Origin of the sequence: Microbacterium sp. 77mftsu3.1 (assembly GCF_900100525.1) — a bacterium.
Lineage (GTDB): Bacteria > Actinomycetota > Actinomycetes > Actinomycetales > Microbacteriaceae > Microbacterium > Microbacterium aquilitoris.
Map to the genome: position 1 here is coordinate 166118 of NZ_FNCR01000004.1, position 15915 is coordinate 182032.

Sequence of the window (15915 nt, forward strand, 5' to 3'; positions counted from 1 at the left end):
CTACGACGAGGCGGCAGCCTCACCGGCCGGCGAGCTCGCGCCCGAGGACCGTGAGCACCTCGGAGGTCCCGGCGTCGATCTTGACGGTTGCGCGCGGGTCGCCGCGCGTCTCGCCGCGGTTGACGATCACGATGGGCAGCCGCCGGCGGCGGGCGCGGTCGAGGAGCCGGATGCCGGAGTTCACGACCAGGGAGGATCCGGCGATCAGCAGCGCCGTACTCGAACGGACGAGCTGCTCGGCTTCGCGGAACTTCTCGAGCGGGATGTACTCGCCGAAGAACACGACCTCGGGCTTCAGCATCCCGCCGCAGACGGAGCAGTCGGGGATGACGAAGCCGTCGCTCGCAGCGGGCAGGACGTCGCCGTCGGGACCGAGCTCGACGTTCTCGGGCACCGTGATCCAGGGGTTGTCGCGCTCGATCCGCACGGCCAGGTCGCGGCGGTCGAAGACCTGGCCGCAGTGCAGGCACGAGACGCGCCGCATCGTGCCGTGGAGTTCGACCACCCGCCGGCTGCCGGCCCGCACGTGCAGGCCGTCGACGTTCTGCGTGATGACGCCCGACGCGATGCCGGCGTGCTCGAGCGCCGCTAGAGCACGGTGTCCCTCGTTGGGGGCGGCGGCGGCGAACGTCCGCCACCCGAGGTGGCTGCCGACCCAGTAGCGCCGGCGCGACGAGTCGTCGGCGAGGAACTGCTGAGCAGTCATGGGGGTCCGGACAGGAGCGCCCTTGCCGCGGTAGTCCGGGATGCCCGAATCCGTCGAGACACCGGCGCCCGTGAGAACGGCGACACGGTGCCCGGCGAGCGCGTCGGCCGCGCGTTCCACGGCAGCCGTCGTCTCGGCATCCAGGTCCAGCACGCTCATGGCCCTCCTCAGGGGATCGAGCCTACGCCGTCGTCGTTTCGCGGAGGTCACCACCGCCCATGACAGCCCGCCCATGACAGCATGGGGCCATGACGACGATCCGCATCGACGATCCGTCGGATCCGCGTCTGTCGGACTACCGGGGACTCACCGACACGGCGCTGCGCCGGATCGCCGAGCCCGAGGGCGGCCTCTACATCGCCGAATCGGCGAAGGTGATCTCCCGCGCGGTGGGTGCCGGGCATCGGCCCAGGTCCGTGCTCGTGCAGGAGAAATGGATCGACGACGTCGCGGTTCTCGCCGGTGACGCGCCCGTCTACGTCGTCCCCGACACCGTTGCGGAGCAGGTGACCGGGTTCGCGGTCCACAGAGGAGCGCTCGCCGCCATGCATCGGCCGGTGCAGCCCGATCCCGCGCAGCTCCTCGAGCACTCCCGGACGGTCGTCGTCCTCGAGGACATCGTCGACCACACCAACGTCGGGGCCGCCTTCCGAGCCGCCGCGGCGCTGGGCGCCGATGCCGTCTTCGTCTCGCCCCGGTGCGGAGACCCGCTCTACCGTCGCAGCGTCCGGGTCAGCATGGGAACGGTCTTCCAGGTGCCGTGGGCGCGCCTTCCCGAGTGGGATGCCGCCGCGTCCCTGTTCGCGGCCGCGGGAGTGCACCTGGCGGCGATGGCGCTGGCCGACGACGCCGTGTCGCTCGACGCGTTCGCCGCAGCCCGGCCCGGGAAGCTTGCGATCCTCATGGGGTCCGAGGGGGAGGGTTTGTCCGCCTCAGCGCTCGCGGTGGCCGATTCGATCGTCACCATCCCGATGGCGGGCGGTGTCGACTCGCTCAACGTCGCATCCGCGGCGGCGGTCGCCCTCTGGGCCCTGCGCTGAACTCAGTCGCCGGAGTGCGTCGACGAGAACGGCAGCGCGTCGGGGCGCTTGGCCGTGACGTTGTCTCCCGACGACTGGTGGCGCAGGCGTCGCAGCACCCACGGGACGAAGTGCGCCCGCGCCCACACGAGATCGTTCGCGCGGGCCGCCCGCCACGTGGTCGGTGGCAGGGCCTCGGGCGACATCGGCTGCAGGTCGTTCGGCACGTTGAGCGCGCGGAGCACCATGCGTGCGACCTCGTGATGTCCGAGGGAGTTGTAGTGCAGGCGGTCGTCGTCGAAGAAGCGCATGTCCTGCACCTCTTTCAACGCCCACTGGTCGGCCACGATGCAGTCGTAGCGGTCGGCGATCGCCCGGATGTTCTCGTTGTAGATCGCGACGCGACCGCGGATGCCGCGGAAGACCGGCGTGAACTCGGTGTCAATCGCGGTGAAGACCAGCAGCGTCGCGCCCTGCGATGAGAGGCGGGCGACGGCATCCTCGAACAGCTCCGCGACAGCATCCGGATCGCCCTGCGGACGGATCACGTCGTTGCCGCCGGCCGAGAGGGTGATGAGGTCGGGCTTCAGCGCGAGGGCGGGCTCGATCTGAGCGTCGACGATCTGGCGGATGAGCTTGCCGCGGATCGCGAGGTTCGCGTAGGCGAAATCGTCGACCTGCGAGGCCAGCACGGCCGCGACGCGGTCGGCCCAACCGCGGTGCTCACCGGGGCGATCCGGGTAGGGATCGCCGATGCCTTCGGTGAAGGAGTCTCCGATCGAGACCATGCGCCGCCAGGGGTGGGCGGTCGCGTTCGGTATGTACGGCGACCGGTTCTCATCCGGGGCCTGGTCGTTCTCGCGCATGGCACCTCCGCATCGAGGCTACCCGCCGGATGCCGCCGGTCCCGATCGACGACCGGTGTCCCTGGGCGCGATTAGGGTGGATCGACGTGACGAGCGAGATGACGAGCGAAGAGGGGGCGGCCCCGGACGAGCCCCACTTCGGGAGTTTCGCCGCCGAGCACCTCTCTCCCGCCTTCCCGCAGCGTGCGCCGTGGGGCACGGCGCAGAACCTCCGTGCCTGGCAGGCCGAGGCCCTCGAGCGTTACTTCGAGATGGACGGACCCGACGGGATCGGCGGGGGCCCGCGTGACTTCCTCGCCGCCGCGACCCCCGGCGCCGGCAAGACGACCTTCGCCCTCCGTCTCGCGAGCGAGCTGTTGCGGCGGCGGATCATCGACCGCATCATCGTTGTCGCCCCGACCGAACACCTGAAGACCCAGTGGGCGGATGCCGCAGCTCGTGTCTCCATCCGCCTCGACCCGCGGTTCAGCAACAAGCACTTCTCGCCGGCGCGGCACTACCACGGGGTCGCCGTCACCTACGCGCAGGTCGCGGTGAAGGCATCCGTCCACGAGCGACTCGTCCTCGACTCCCGCGCCCTGGTGATCCTCGACGAGGTCCACCACGGCGGCGACGCGCTCAGCTGGGGCGACGCGCTCCGCGAGGCGTACGGCCGCGCGACGCGGCGCCTGCTGCTGTCGGGGACCCCGTTCCGCAGCGACACCGCGCCCATCCCGTTCGTCGAGTACCACCCGAACGACAAGGGCATCCGCCTGTCGCGGACGGACTACAACTACGGCTACGGCCGGGCGCTGGCCGACGGCGTCGTGCGTCCCGTGCTCTTCCACGTCTACGCCGGGCAGATGAAGTGGCGGACGAAGGCGGGCGACGAATACGAAGCCCACCTCGGCCAGGACAACACGAAGGACATCAACTCCCAGGCGTGGCGGACGGCGCTCAACCCCGAGGGGGAGTGGATCTCGGCCGTCCTGCGTTCGGCCGACCGCCGCCTCACCGAGGTGAGACAGGACGTCCCGGATGCCGGGGGCCTGGTCATCGCGACGGATCAGACGGCCGCGCGCGCCTACGCCGCGATCCTCCGCGACATCACGGGGGAGCCGACCACGGTCGTCCTCTCGGACGACAAGGCCGCGTCGGGGCGCATCGAGACCTTCGGGCAGTCGACGACGCGGTGGATGGTCGCGGTCCGCATGGTGTCCGAGGGCGTCGACGTGCCGCGGCTCGCAGTCGGCGTCTACGCGACGAGTGCGTCGACACCGCTCTTCTTCGCGCAGGCCATCGGGCGCTTCGTCCGCGCACGACGTCGCGGCGAAGCGGCATCCGTGTTCCTCCCCAACGTCCCCCAGCTGCTCGCCCTCGCGAACGAGATGGAGCGCGAGCGCGACCACGCGCTCGATCGCGAGGAGAGCGACGACGACGGCCTCGAGGACTCGCTGCTCGAAGAGGCGGAGCGCGAGGACAAGGCGTCAGACTCGCTCATCGAGGAGGGCAGCTACCAGGCGCTCGGATCGACGGCGCATTTCGATCGGGTGCTCTACGACGGCAAGGAGTTCGGTCAGCTGGCCGTGCCGGGGACGCTGGAGGAGGAGGAGTTCCTCGGGATCCCCGGGCTCCTCGAGCCCGAGCACGTGCACGAGCTGCTGATGCAGCGGCAGTCGCGGCAGACCCGTCACCGCCACGCGCGGGAGGCGCAGGAAAAGACGACGGCCGACGCGACCGGCGAGCCGGAGAACACGCTGCCCCCCGCCCTCCACCGCACGCTCCGCGAACAGCGGCAGCTGCTCAACAGCCTCGTCGGGCTGTACGCCCGGCAGAGCGGCGAGCCGCACGGCGCCGTGCACGCCGAGCTCCGACGGATCTGCGGCGGCCCCGAGGTCGCCCGCGCGACGGTCGCACAGCTGCAGGCGCGCATCGAGGTCCTGCGCAAGCGCGTCCACTCCTGACCCCTTCGGAACCCCGAAATGCTGGCAGTTCCGGCTTTCGGGCGGTTCCCGCGGTTCGCCGTGGCTACCGTGAAAGGGACATGAGCACGATGAACGCGACGCCCCTGCCCGACGCCACCCCGCGAGATCGCCGGCGGTGGGCCGCCTACCTCTCGGACGAACGTGCCGAAGCGCGCGTGTACCGCGAGCTCGCCGCTCGGAAGTCGGGGGAGGAGCGCGAGATCCTCGACGCGCTCGCCGACGCGGAGGGGCGCCACGAAGCCCACTGGTTGGGCCTCCTCGGCGGGGAGCCCGAGCGGCTCCCGCAGGCGTCCATTCGAACGCGACTGCTGGCGACGATGGCCCGCCGGTTCGGGTCGATCTTCGTCCTGGCGCTCGCCCAGAACGCCGAGAACCGCTCGCCGTACGACGACGACCCCCACGCCACCCCGGCCATGCGCGCAGATGAGAAGATCCACGGCGAAGTCGTCCGTGGACTCGCCGCGCGGGGCCGCATGCGACTGTCGGGCACGTTCCGCGCCGCCGTCTTCGGCGCCAATGACGGTCTCGTCTCCAACCTCGCCCTCGTGATGGGCATCGGGGCGACGGGCGTCGCGCCGCAGTTCGTCCTCTTCAGCGGCATCGCGGGTCTGCTGGCCGGCGCGCTGTCGATGGCCGCGGGGGAGTTCGTCTCGGTCCGGTCGCAGCGGGAGCTCATCGAGGCGACGCATCCGAACAACGACACCGACCACGTCCTCCCCGATCTCGACCTCGACGCGAACGAACTCGCTCTCGTCTACCGGACGCGGGGACTCGACGAGGAAGAGGCGCTGGAGCGGGCGCGACAGGTCGTCGCGACCGCACAGGCGAGCGACCGTGCCGTCCCCTACCGTCGCGCCGCCGAGCCGCCCGCCGACCTCGAGTCCGTCGGCTCCGCCTTCGGGGCCGCGGCCTCCAGCTTCGCGTTCTTCGCCTCGGGCGCGGTCATCCCGGTCCTGCCGTGGATCTTCGGGCTCTCCGGCCTCGCGGCCGTGACCCTGGCACTCGCCCTGGTGGGCCTGGCGCTGCTCCTGACCGGGGCGACGGTCGGTCTGCTCTCGGGTGCACCGCCCCTTCGCCGGGGACTGCGTCAGCTGGCGATCGGTTTCGGTGCGGCGGCGATCACGTACCTGCTGGGTCTCCTGTTCGGTGTGTCCGCGGCGTAGGCGGACCGGACAGTCGGCCCGATTATCCGCACCGCCGAGAACGTGCTACTGTCGATCCTCGGTTGCGAAACCGAAATCCCGGAGGAAACAAAGGGAAAAAACTCTGCGCGGGTGGCGGAATAGGTAGACGCGCTAGCTTGAGGTGCTAGTGCCCGAATAGGGCGTGGGGGTTCAAGTCCCCCCTCGCGCACAGAGGAAGAAATGGGTCCCGAAAGGGGCCCATTTCTCGTTTCGGATCGGTGCGGTGTCGCTGACGAGGCACCTCTCCCCTGTGAGGGGGAGAGGCGTCATCCCCGTGGGGGAGGCGTTCTCGAGCGCCTTGCCCTGGACTGTGGACATGGACCGCGATCCCGCCCAGCCCGCTCTCACGACCATCGACCGCGAACGTGCGTCGGTGGTGTCGGTGAGGCGGCTGACGAAGCGGTACGGACGGCGCACGGCGCTCGACGACGTCGACCTCGAGATCTCTCGAGGAACGGTCGTCGGCATACTCGGGCCCAATGGTGCCGGCAAGTCGACTCTGCTGGAGACCGTCGCCGGCTTGCGGGCATCGACATCGGGGGAGGTCTCCGTCCTCGGCGTGGATCCTCGACGGGAGCGACGTCAGACCACCCGGCGCGTGTCGGTGCAACCGCAGTCAGCCAGCGTGTTCGGATACCTGTCCGTCCGAGAGACGGTCAGGTTGTACGCCTCGTTCCACTCGTCCCATCGGGACGTTGCGCAGGTGATCGCCGACCTGGGCCTCTCGGAGCAGGTCGATGTCCGCGCACGCGACCTCTCGGGCGGTCAGCTGCGACGCCTGCTGCTCGCGGTCGCCATCATCGGCATTCCCGAGATCGTCATCCTCGATGAGCCGTCCGCCGGGCTCGATCCCGAGGCGAGGAAGCACCTGCTGGAGCTCATCCGATCGCTCGCCCGGGACGGCACCACCATCATCTTCTCCACGCACGACATGGCCGAGGCCGCCCAGATCTGCGATCGAGTCGTCATCGTCGTTGCCGGACGGATCCGGGCAGATGGGCCGCCCGCAGAACTCATCGACGGAGGGAGATCGACGCTGACCTTCGACGTCGTGAGCGAGGAAGCTCTGAGTCGCACACGATCGGTGCTCCCTGCCGACACCGTGACGTGGTCCCAGGATGCTCGAGGATTCCACGTCAGCCACGCGACAGCCGACCCGGATGGGGCGTTGGAGTTGTTGACGCGGGATCGTCAGATTCGCGGCCGGTCCTATCGCGTCGTGAGTCCCACGCTGGAAGATCTCTACCTGTCGATCGTCCGGGATGCCCGTGAGATCGACGAAGGGCGCGACGGCGATGCCTGACACCGCGAAATACGAGCCGCGCTCTGCGTTCGTGGAGCTGGCGACGGCGAGCGCCAAGGACCTCTACCGGGACCGAAAAGGCGCGTTCTCGATCCTGTTCACCTTCTTCTTCTTCTTCCTGCTGATCATCGGGCTCAACTTCGTGGTCAACGTCGGCGGCCGAGCGGATCCGGTGGTCGTGATCGACAGCGCCGTGCCGCAGAGTGCTCCGATCGCCCGCGAACTGGAGTCGGCCGGCATCATGGTGGCCGAAGAGGAGGAAGCCTCGGCCAACGTCACGATCGCCGCGGCGCGCAACGGTGTCGCCATCGTCCTGGACGCCGAGGCGGACCCGCAATGGCTGGCGGTGGCGGCGGCCGTGGAGCGCACCGGGACTGCCTACTCGGTGACGGACACTGACGGTGAGGTGTGGATCGACCTGCTCCGGGCGAACCTCGCTGCGTTGTCGTGCATCGGGCTGCTGGCCATCACCTTCATCGGAACGTCCGTTCCGCTCACGAGGATGCGCGAGAACGGCACCCTCCGTCTCCTCGGAACCACGCCCGCCAGCAAGTTCACCTTCATCGCCGCCCTCACCCCCTCGCGCCTGATCTTCGCGCTGTTCGTCATCGTGACGATCCACGCGACCTCGATGATCCTGGGATACTCGCAGCTCTGGCAGCTCTTCCGCCTCCTGTTCACGATGCTGCTCGGCGTCGCCATGTTCTTCGCGCTCGCCTATCTGCTCGCGTCTCGGACGCGGCGCGCGGAGACGGTGAACAATCTCGCCGCCGTGCTGCCGGTGATGGCGATCTTCGCTTCGGGGTCCGTTCTGCCCTCCCACCTCATACCCGAGCCGGTGACGTGGGTGCTCAACGGTCTGCCCACCACCTGGTACATGCGCGCCGCCGCAGCCGACCTCGCGGGTGACACGACCAGCGGAGGGCTCCTGTTCCTCTACTGGGGGCTGATGCTCGTGACGACGCTCGCCGCCGGCATCCTGGCGGCTCGGCTGTTCATCTGGGACGACCGCGAGCGGTGAGCATGACGCGTCGCGCGGTGCGCCGCGGGTAGCGTGGGGCGCATGTCCGCTCCCGACGATCTGCCCGAGGTCGCGCGCGTCGCCCGCGATCTGATCCGCTTCGACACGACGAACTACGGCGAAGGACGCGCGAACGGCGAGCGCGAGGCCGCCGAGTACGTCGGCGCGTACCTCGAGTCGTTGGGGCTGGTCCCCGAGTACTACGAGCCGATCCCGCGGCGCACGAATGTCGTCGCACGGGTGCCGGGACGCGATCCCGACAAGCATGCGCTCGTCCTGCACGGACACCTCGACGTCGTTCCCGCCGTCGCGGCCGACTGGAGCGTCGATCCCTTCGAGGGTGTCGTGAAGGACGGGATGCTGTGGGGCCGCGGCGCCGTCGACATGAAGGACATGGACGCCATGATCCTCACCTCGGTCGCCGAGCTGCTCAGGGCGGGGGAGAGACCCGAGCGGGACCTCGTCCTCGCTTTCTTCGCAGATGAGGAGAACGGCGGCGTCGAAGGCTCCCAGCTGGTCGTCCGCGACCGCGCCGAATGGTTCGCCGGCGCGACCGAGGCGATCAGCGAGGTCGGCGGCTACTCGATCGCCGTGGGTGACGAGCGCGCCTACCTGCTGCAGGTCGGCGAGAAGGCGCTCATCTGGATCCGGCTCCACGCCACGGGGCAGGCCGGGCACGGCAGTCGCCACCACCCCGACAACGCGGTGACCCGGCTCGCCGAGGCGGTCGCCGCACTCGGGCGCACCGGGTGGCCGATCGAACTCACCTCGACGACGCGTCAGCTCGTCGGATCGCTCGCCGACGTCTCGGGGACCCTGGCCGACGACCCCGACGCCGTCGCCGACACGGCGGGCGCGGCATCCGCCTTCCTGCGCTCGACCTTCCGGACGACCACCAACCCGACCGGTCTGACCGCCGGGTACAAGCACAATGTGATCCCGGATGCCGCGACCGCCGCGATCGACATCCGAACCCTGCCGGGGCACGAGGACGAGGTCCTCGCGCAGGTGCAGCGGATCGTCGGCGACGACATCCGCATCGAGGTCGTCCACCGCGACATCGGACTCGAGGTGCCGTTCGCCGGAGACCTCGTCGACGCGATGGTCGGCGCGCTGGGGCGCCATGATCCCGGAATCCCGGTCATCCCGTACCTTATGGGGGGAGGGACCGACAACAAGGCCCTCGCCGAGCTCGGCATCGCCGGGTTCGGGTTCGCGCCGCTGCGACTGCCCGCCGACCTCGACTTCACCGGGATGTTCCACGGTGTCGACGAACGCGTCCCGATCGACGCCCTCGTCTTCGGGCAGCGTGTGCTCACCGATCTGATCCGCACGTACTGAAAGGCCCCCATGTCGATCCTCGACGCCATCATCCTGGGTATCGTCCAAGGCCTGACAGAGTTCCTCCCGATCTCCTCGAGCGCGCATCTGCGCATCGTGGGGGAGTTCCTCCCCAACGCGCAGGATCCTGGTGCGACCTTCACCGCCATCACCCAGATCGGCACCGAGCTCGCGGTCCTGGTCTACTTCTGGAACCGCATCGTGCGGATCGTCGCCGCATGGGCGAAGTCGCTCACCGGGCGTGTGCCGCGCAACGATCCCGACGCCCGTATGGGATGGATCGTCATCATCGGCACGATCCCGATCGGCGTGCTCGGCTTCCTGTTCCAAGACGTCATCCGCGACACCTTCCGGAACCTCTGGCTCGTGGCGACCGTCCTCATCGTCTTCGGCATCATCCTCGGCATCGCCGACGCGCTCGGAAAGCGCGTCCGCACCGAGAAGGACCTCACTATCGGGCACGGGCTCACCCTCGGCGTCGCGCAGTCGTTGGCCCTCGTCCCCGGCGTCTCGCGCTCCGGGGCCACCACGACGGCCGCGCTCGCCATGGGGTACACGCGTCCCGCCGCCGCCGAGGTCGCGTTCCTGCTCGCCGTCCCCGCCGTCTTCGGCAGCGGGCTGTACGAGCTCCTGCAGGCGATCCGCGAGCCCGGTCAGTCGCCGTTCACCCTCGGCGAGACCGCGATCGCGACGGTGGTCTCGTTCGGCGTCGGCCTCGTGGTCATCGCCTACCTGATGCGCTACCTCAAGCGCGGCAGCTTCCTGCCGTTCGTGCTCTACCGGGTCGTCCTCGGCGTCGTGCTGCTCATCCTGCTCGCCTTCGGCGTCCTGCAGGCCTACTGAGCGGGGCCGGTCACCGGCGCGGGTCGTCCTTCGGCCCGCGCGGGCCGTCGCCCCGCCGGCGGAGGTAGCGCTCGAATTCCTGCGCGATCGCGTCGCCGGATGCCTCGGGGGAGTCCCAGGCGTCGCGCGCGGTCTCGAGCTGGCGGATGTACTCCGTCATCTCCTCGTCGTCCGCGGCGGCGGCATCGACCGACGCCTCCCACGCGAGGGCCTCCGCGGGCAGCGCGCCGCGGGTGATCGAGGCACCCGTGATCTCCTCGAGTTTGTCGAGGAGCGCCAGCGTCGCCTTGGGGGACGGGGTGTGCCCGGCGACGTAGTGGGGGATGCTCGCCCAGAGCCCGGCCGTCGGGATGCCGGCCGCCTCGCCGGCGGCGGCGAGAGCCGAAAGGATGCCGACGGGGCCTTCGTAGGTCGATCGCTCCAGCCCGAGCGACGAGCGGAGCTCCTCGTTCTCGGAACCGGCGAACACGGAGATCGGCCGGGTATGGGGGACGTCGCTCATCATGGAACCGAGGGCGACGATGCCGGTGATGTCCTCTCGGAGGGCCGCGTCGATGAACTCGGCGGAGAACGCCTGCCACGCGCGGGCGGGCTCCGTGCCGGTGAGGAGCCACAGGTCGGGACCGTCCTCGCGGGGTGTCGCCGGACGCCAGAGCGTCGCGTCGGGCCAGACCAGGCGACGGGCGCCGTCGGCATCCACCTGCATCTGCGGCCGCGTGTACTGGTAGTCGAAGTACAGCTCCGGGTCGACGCCGAACACCTTCTCGAACGTGCCGGAGGTCCGCAGCTGCGAGGCCGCAGCGGTGGCCGCCTCTCCGGCGTCGTTCCAGCCGTCGACGGCGATCACGAGCACCCGCTGTCCCAGTCCCTGCACGGACGTCCTCTCTGTCGGTACCCCCACGATACGCCGCTGCCCCCGAGGCGGGCGGATGCGCTCGCGTAGCATTGACCGGTGATCTCCCCCCTTCCCGCCGCGGTCCTCTGGGACATGGACGGCACCCTCGTCGACACCGAGCCGTACTGGATGGCTGCCGAGACCCCGCTCGTCGAACGCTTCGGCGGCACCTGGACCCATGACGACGGACTGGGGATGGTGGGACTCGGGCTCGAGGACGCGGCCCGCATCCTCCAGGGCGCCGGCGTGCGCATGGAGGTCGACGAGATCGTCGCCCACCTCACCGAGGAGGTCATGCGCCAGCTCCGCGAGGAGGGTGTCCCCTTCCGGCCGGGCGCCCGCGAACTGCTGCGCGACCTGCGGGACGCCGGCATCCCGACCGCTCTCGTCACGATGTCGATGAGCCGGATGGCGCGGGTCATCACCGACCTCATCGACTTCGACGCGTTCGACGTTGTCATCGGCGGCGACGACGTCGCCCGCCCCAAGCCTCACCCGGACCCGTACCTGCAGGCGTGCGAGGCGCTCGGCGTGGACCCTGCCGACACCGTCGCGTTCGAGGACTCGATCACCGGAACGCGCTCGGCGATAGCCGCGGGCACGGCGACCGTCGGCATCCCGCACATGGTCCCGCTCGACGAGGTCGGTGCCCACGTCCTGTGGCCGACCCTCGAGGGACGAACGGTGGCGGATGTCGCCGACCTCCTCGCACAGGTGCGTCAGGGGGTCCGCGCATGAGCGCCGACCTGCGGCCGAGTGGCCCGTTCCGCCTCGGTGACCGTGTGCAGCTGACGGGGCCCAAGGGACGTCTCCACACCGTCACCCTCCGCGAGGGCGGCGAGCTGCACACCCACCACGGCGTGCTCCGCCACGAGGCGATCATCGGGCAGCCCGACGGCTCTGTCGTCGCCAACAGCGGGGGCCACGAATACCTCGCGCTCCGCCCGCTGCTGCGCGACTTCGTGATGTCGATGCCCCGCGGCGCCGCCATCGTGTACCCGAAGGATGCCGCGCAGATCCTCGCCTCCGCCGACATCTTCCCGGGCGCCACCGTCGTCGAGGCCGGCGTCGGGTCGGGCGCCCTCTCGATGTGGCTCCTCCGGGCGATCGGTCCGTCCGGGCGGCTCCTGTCGTTCGAGCGGCGAGAGGAGTTCTCGGAGGTCGCCGAGGCGAACGTCGAGACCTTCTTCGGCCACTACCCCGAGTCATGGCGGGTCGTCGTGGGCGATCTCGCCGAGCAGCTCCCACAGGTGACCGAGCCCGGCAGCGTCGACCGCGTCGTCCTCGACATGCTCGCGCCGTGGGAGTGCATCGACGTCGTCGCCGACGCACTCACGCCCGGCGGCGTGGTCCTCTGCTACATCGCGACCGCGACGCAGCTGAGCCGCGTCGCGGAGTACATCCGCCACTCGGGATTGTTCACTGAGCCCGAGGCGACCGAGACGATGGTGCGCGGGTGGCACGTCGAGGGGCTCGCGGTCCGACCCGATCACCGGATGGTCGCTCACACCGGGTTCCTGCTCACGGCACGGCGCCTCGCCCCCGGAGCGATGCCGCCCGACGTCCGCAAGCGCGCCCTCAAGAAGCCGTCGTACGCGGATGAGGATGTCGAGGCGTGGACGCCGGGCGCCGTGGGGGATCGTGAGATCACCGACAAGAACCTCCGCAAGCGCGTGCGCGATGCGCAGCGCGCGGCGGGCGGTGCCCGTCAGGCCGCCGAGGATCGCTCCGGCGAGACCGTAGACTGAACGAATGCGTCAGATCCCCGCTGCCGTGGCCGTACTCGGCCTGACTGCCCTGGCCCTCGTCGGGTGCGCCCCGTCCGGACCCTCCGACAGCGGTTGCGAGCGTGTCACCGCGCCCGCATCGTCGCTCGATCTCGTCGATGTGACGGGTGCCGAAGGCTTGCCGACGGCGTCCACGACCGATCCGGTCTACGTGTCGAAGACCGCGTACACCGACCTCGCCACGGGCAAGGGCACTCCGATCACGTCGGGGATGCAGGATCTGCAGATCGGGATCACGGTGCTGAACGGTCAGACCGGTCAGACGCTCGTGTCGGCGCCGACCAAGCTGGTCGCGCTGAACGTCCTCGAGCAGTCGTTCCCCACGATCGGCAAGGCGCTCGACTGCGCGCGGCCCGGTGCCCGCATCGTCGCGGCGATGCCCGCGAAGGACATCAACCCGACGTTCGTGCAGCAGGCCGGGCTGTCCGAGAGCGCGTCGGCCGTCCTGGTCATCGACGTGAACACCGTCCTCCTCCCGGCGGCCAACGGGGTCCCGCAGTACGTCGACGGTGCCAACGTGCCGACCGTGGTCCTCGCGCCTGACGGCACGCCGGGGATCATCGTCCCCGACGCCGCGCCGCCGAAGGGTCTGGTCATCAAGACCCTCAAGAAGGGCGACGGTGAGAAGATCACCGCCGACTCCCGCGCCCGGCTGCAGTACACGGGCGTCGCCTGGAACACCGGAGAGGTGTTCGATTCGACGTGGCAGAACGGCGAAGCCGTGACGTTCGCGAAGGACCAGTTCTCCGAGGGCTTCGCGCGGGCAATCGAGGGTCAGACGGTCGGCTCGCAGGTGCTCGTGGTCGTTCCGTCCGACATGGCGAAGGTCCAGGGTCAGTCGGCGCAGAACGAGCCGCCGACGGGGACTCTCGTCTACGTGATCGACATCCTCGGGATCGACCCGACGACCGATTCCCCGACCGCGACACAGTGAGCTCCCGCGGGGCCGAGCACCGGTCCCGCGCCTAGGATTGCGATGTGTCCACCGAAGCGATCCGCAGCGCGCCCGAGGAACGACTCGTCAACCTCGTGGTCGCATTGCTCGCGACCGAGCAGGGGCTGACGAAGGACACGATCCTCTCGTCCGTGTCCGGATATCGCGAGCAGGGTGCGGCCGGGGCGTCCAAAGACGCACTCGAGAAGATGTTCGAACGAGACAAGGACAGTCTGCGTTCCCTGGGAGTGCCGATCGAGACGATCGGCGACTACGCCGATCCCGACGATCTGCGTGAGGCGCGCTACCGAGTCCCCACCTCGGAGTACTCGCTCCCCGTCGACATCGACTTCACCCCGGCCGAGATCGCGGTCCTGAACCTGGCGAGCGGTGTGTGGGGCGAGAGCTCGATGTCGGCATCCGCCCGCAGCGGACTCCGGAAGATCCAGGCGCTGGGGATCGAGGTCGACGCGCCCATCATCGGCTACGCGCCGCGCATCAGCTTGCGCGAGCCGTCCTTCGCGCCGCTGCAGCGGGCGATCGAGCAGGGTCGCGTCGTCGAGTTCGACTACATCAAGGGCGGGTCGGATGCCGCGCACCGCCGCCGCGTGCAGCCGTGGGCCCTCGTCGAGTACGACGGTCGCTGGCACGTGTACGGCTTCGACCTCCTGCAGGACGCCGAGCGCACGTTCCTCCTGTCCCGCATCCCTTCGGACGTCGTCGTGACGCGGGCGTCCTTCGATCTGTCCCTGCGAGAGGGAGCGGGCGAGAAGGCGATCGCCGGCCTGGATGCGGTCGCCGCCCGCCAGCAGGCGCGGCTGCAGGTCGAGCCCGGCACCGAGGCGCTCCTCCGCCTCCATCGTCGTGCGCTGTCCGAAGATGAGACGGGATGCCTCGTGCCCTACGTCGACGCCCAGGTCTTCGCGGACGAGCTCGCCTCGTACGGCCCCGAGGTCCGTGTGATCGATCCGCCGTACCTCGCCGAGCTCGTCGCGTCGCGGCTGCGTCGCGCACGGGATCGCCATGCCGAGGTCGGGGCATGAGCGCCCAGCCGCTGGTGGCGACCGATAGGGCGTCGCTCATCCTGCAGCTCGTCCCGTACCTCATCTCCAAGGGCGAGGTCACTGTGGCGGACGCGGCCCGGGACTTCGACGTCGAGGCGGATGAGATGCGGTCGATGGTCGAGAAGCTGACGGTCATCGGGCTCCCCGGCGACGGCGGTTTCTGGCAGATGGCGAACGACCTCTTCGACATCGACTGGGACCTCCTCGACGAGCAGGACACCATCTCGATCACCAATGCCGTCGCGCTGGAGCGGACGCCGAGACTGACCGCGCGCGAAGCGGCCGCACTGCTCGCCGGTCTCCAACTCGCCGCCAGCCTTCCGGGCGTGGGCGACAGCGGGGTCGTCCAGGGTCTGCTCGCCAAACTCGCCGCCGGCGCATCGAGCGCTCCCGCCGAGGTGATCGTCGCGACGCCCGTCGTCGACGACGTGCGGACGACGGTGGCGGACGCCGTGCAGCGAGGCGTCGCGGTGTCCTTCTCTTACCGGGCTCCCGACGCGCCCGCGACGACGCGCACCGTCGACCCCGTCAAAGTCCACATCGCCGATGGCCAGTGGTACCTCCAGGGGTGGTGCCATCTGCGGCAGGCGATCCGTACCTTCCATCTCGACCGCGTGTCGGACGTCGTCCTCACCGACATCCCGAGCACGCACGGTGCCGATCCTCTGCCGGGGCTGTTCGAGCCGCGCGAGACCGACGTGGTGGTCGAGCTGCGCTGCCGCAAGGACGTCGTCCCTCTGCTCGGCGAGTTCGCGGCGCGCGCCGTGGTCCGGGGCAAGGGCGAGTTCCGCTCGGTGAGCCTCCGCGTCGGCGATGAACGCAGCCTCAAGCGGCTGGCGGCGCGGCTCGGCGGCGATGTCGAGATCGTCTCGCCCCCCGATGCGCGAGAAGCTGCTCGCACCTGGGCGGATGCCGGGCTCGCGCAGTACGCCTGAGGGTCTCTGTTCACCTGGGGCGGTTAGACTGAGGTCACATCTACCCCGAGGAG

15 protein-coding genes and 1 tRNA gene are annotated in these 15915 nt (G+C 69.9%); 13 read left to right on the plus strand and 3 right to left on the minus strand.

Going from position 1 to position 15915, the window contains the following annotated elements:
* Window positions 1-19: 19 nt before the first annotated feature.
* The gene (locus BLR68_RS11605; protein ID WP_018186550.1) at window positions 20-865 is read right to left on the minus strand and encodes a Sir2 family NAD-dependent protein deacetylase; all 846 of its coding nucleotides are present in this window, start codon (window positions 863-865) and stop codon (window positions 20-22) included.
* An 89-nt stretch (window positions 866-954) separates the two neighbouring features.
* On the opposite strand from BLR68_RS11605, the gene BLR68_RS11610 reads away from it, so the two are divergent.
* Entirely contained in the window at window positions 955-1746 is a 792-nt protein-coding gene (locus BLR68_RS11610) for a TrmH family RNA methyltransferase (protein WP_018186551.1), read from the plus strand.
* 2 nt (window positions 1747-1748) lie between these two features.
* On the opposite strand, the gene BLR68_RS11615 is transcribed toward BLR68_RS11610, so the two are convergent.
* Window positions 1749-2591, minus strand: coding sequence for an SGNH/GDSL hydrolase family protein (locus BLR68_RS11615; RefSeq protein ID WP_018186552.1), 843 nt, complete (start codon window positions 2589-2591; stop codon window positions 1749-1751).
* A gap of 98 nt (window positions 2592-2689) precedes the next feature.
* On the opposite strand from BLR68_RS11615, the gene BLR68_RS11620 reads away from it, so the two are divergent.
* The 7 genes from BLR68_RS11620 to BLR68_RS11650 all read left to right on the plus strand — a co-directional run bounded on the left by BLR68_RS11620 (window position 2690) and on the right by BLR68_RS11650 (window position 10247).
* A complete protein-coding gene (locus tag BLR68_RS11620; protein WP_026302836.1) occupies window positions 2690-4534 on the plus strand; it encodes a DEAD/DEAH box helicase in 1845 nt (614 codons plus the stop codon).
* A gap of 80 nt (window positions 4535-4614) precedes the next feature.
* Window positions 4615-5718, plus strand: a complete 1104-nt coding sequence (locus BLR68_RS11625; protein ID WP_018186554.1) for a VIT1/CCC1 transporter family protein — start codon at window positions 4615-4617, stop codon at window positions 5716-5718.
* 105 nt (window positions 5719-5823) lie between these two features.
* Window positions 5824-5908 (plus strand) — tRNA-Leu (locus BLR68_RS11630).
* A gap of 147 nt (window positions 5909-6055) precedes the next feature.
* On the plus strand, window positions 6056-7042 hold the full coding sequence (locus tag BLR68_RS11635; protein WP_018186555.1) for an ABC transporter ATP-binding protein: 987 nt from the start codon (window positions 6056-6058) through the stop codon (window positions 7040-7042).
* Window positions 7035-8063 (plus strand): ABC transporter permease, encoded by a 1029-nt coding sequence (locus BLR68_RS11640; RefSeq protein ID WP_256335382.1) that lies wholly within the window; start codon window positions 7035-7037, stop codon window positions 8061-8063. Before BLR68_RS11635 ends, BLR68_RS11640 begins: the two co-directional genes overlap by 8 nt.
* 42 nt (window positions 8064-8105) lie before the next feature.
* Complete coding sequence (locus tag BLR68_RS11645) at window positions 8106-9404, plus strand: M20/M25/M40 family metallo-hydrolase (RefSeq protein ID WP_018186557.1); 1299 nt, start codon at window positions 8106-8108, stop codon at window positions 9402-9404.
* Between the two features lie 9 nt (window positions 9405-9413).
* On the plus strand, window positions 9414-10247 hold the full coding sequence (locus BLR68_RS11650; RefSeq protein WP_018186558.1) for an undecaprenyl-diphosphate phosphatase: 834 nt from the start codon (window positions 9414-9416) through the stop codon (window positions 10245-10247).
* Between the two features lie 10 nt (window positions 10248-10257).
* On the opposite strand, the gene BLR68_RS11655 is transcribed toward BLR68_RS11650, so the two are convergent.
* The gene (locus tag BLR68_RS11655; protein ID WP_018186559.1) at window positions 10258-11121 is read right to left on the minus strand and encodes a PAC2 family protein; all 864 of its coding nucleotides are present in this window, start codon (window positions 11119-11121) and stop codon (window positions 10258-10260) included.
* Window positions 11122-11199: 78 nt separating this feature from the next.
* Between BLR68_RS11655 and BLR68_RS11660 the strand changes: the two genes are divergently transcribed.
* The 5 genes from BLR68_RS11660 to BLR68_RS11680 are packed head-to-tail and all read left to right on the plus strand — an operon-like array spanning window position 11200 to window position 15862.
* The gene (locus BLR68_RS11660) at window positions 11200-11880 is read left to right on the plus strand and encodes an HAD family hydrolase (protein ID WP_018186560.1); all 681 of its coding nucleotides are present in this window, start codon (window positions 11200-11202) and stop codon (window positions 11878-11880) included.
* Window positions 11877-12890, plus strand: coding sequence for a tRNA (adenine-N1)-methyltransferase (locus BLR68_RS11665; protein ID WP_018186561.1), 1014 nt, complete (start codon window positions 11877-11879; stop codon window positions 12888-12890). The genes BLR68_RS11660 and BLR68_RS11665 overlap by 4 nt, the downstream gene beginning before the upstream one ends.
* A gap of 4 nt (window positions 12891-12894) precedes the next feature.
* A complete protein-coding gene (locus BLR68_RS11670) occupies window positions 12895-13863 on the plus strand; it encodes an FKBP-type peptidyl-prolyl cis-trans isomerase (RefSeq protein WP_018186562.1) in 969 nt (322 codons plus the stop codon).
* 44 nt (window positions 13864-13907) lie between these two features.
* On the plus strand, window positions 13908-14906 hold the full coding sequence (locus BLR68_RS11675) for a helix-turn-helix transcriptional regulator (RefSeq protein WP_018186563.1): 999 nt from the start codon (window positions 13908-13910) through the stop codon (window positions 14904-14906).
* On the plus strand, window positions 14903-15862 hold the full coding sequence (locus BLR68_RS11680) for a helix-turn-helix transcriptional regulator (protein WP_018186564.1): 960 nt from the start codon (window positions 14903-14905) through the stop codon (window positions 15860-15862). Before BLR68_RS11675 ends, BLR68_RS11680 begins: the two co-directional genes overlap by 4 nt.
* The last annotated feature ends 53 nt before the right edge of the window (window positions 15863-15915 follow it).

Bases quoted from the DNA above. Each gene is read 5' to 3' on its own strand.
- BLR68_RS11605 (WP_018186550.1), bottom strand. From the start codon at position 865: ATGAGCGTGCTGGACCTGGATGCCGAGACGACGGCTGCCGTGGAACGC.
- BLR68_RS11610 (WP_018186551.1), top strand. From the start codon at position 955: ATGACGACGATCCGCATCGACGATCCGTCGGATCCGCGTCTGTCGGAC.
- BLR68_RS11615 (WP_018186552.1), bottom strand. From the start codon at position 2,591: ATGCGCGAGAACGACCAGGCCCCGGATGAGAACCGGTCGCCGTACATA.
- BLR68_RS11620 (WP_026302836.1), top strand. From the start codon at position 2,690: ATGACGAGCGAAGAGGGGGCGGCCCCGGACGAGCCCCACTTCGGGAGT.
- BLR68_RS11625 (WP_018186554.1), top strand. From the start codon at position 4,615: ATGAGCACGATGAACGCGACGCCCCTGCCCGACGCCACCCCGCGAGAT.
- BLR68_RS11635 (WP_018186555.1), top strand. From the start codon at position 6,056: ATGGACCGCGATCCCGCCCAGCCCGCTCTCACGACCATCGACCGCGAA.
- BLR68_RS11640 (WP_256335382.1), top strand. From the start codon at position 7,035: ATGCCTGACACCGCGAAATACGAGCCGCGCTCTGCGTTCGTGGAGCTG.
- BLR68_RS11645 (WP_018186557.1), top strand. From the start codon at position 8,106: ATGTCCGCTCCCGACGATCTGCCCGAGGTCGCGCGCGTCGCCCGCGAT.
- BLR68_RS11650 (WP_018186558.1), top strand. From the start codon at position 9,414: ATGTCGATCCTCGACGCCATCATCCTGGGTATCGTCCAAGGCCTGACA.
- BLR68_RS11665 (WP_018186561.1), top strand. From the start codon at position 11,877: ATGAGCGCCGACCTGCGGCCGAGTGGCCCGTTCCGCCTCGGTGACCGT.
- BLR68_RS11670 (WP_018186562.1), top strand. From the start codon at position 12,895: ATGCGTCAGATCCCCGCTGCCGTGGCCGTACTCGGCCTGACTGCCCTG.
- BLR68_RS11680 (WP_018186564.1), top strand. From the start codon at position 14,903: ATGAGCGCCCAGCCGCTGGTGGCGACCGATAGGGCGTCGCTCATCCTG.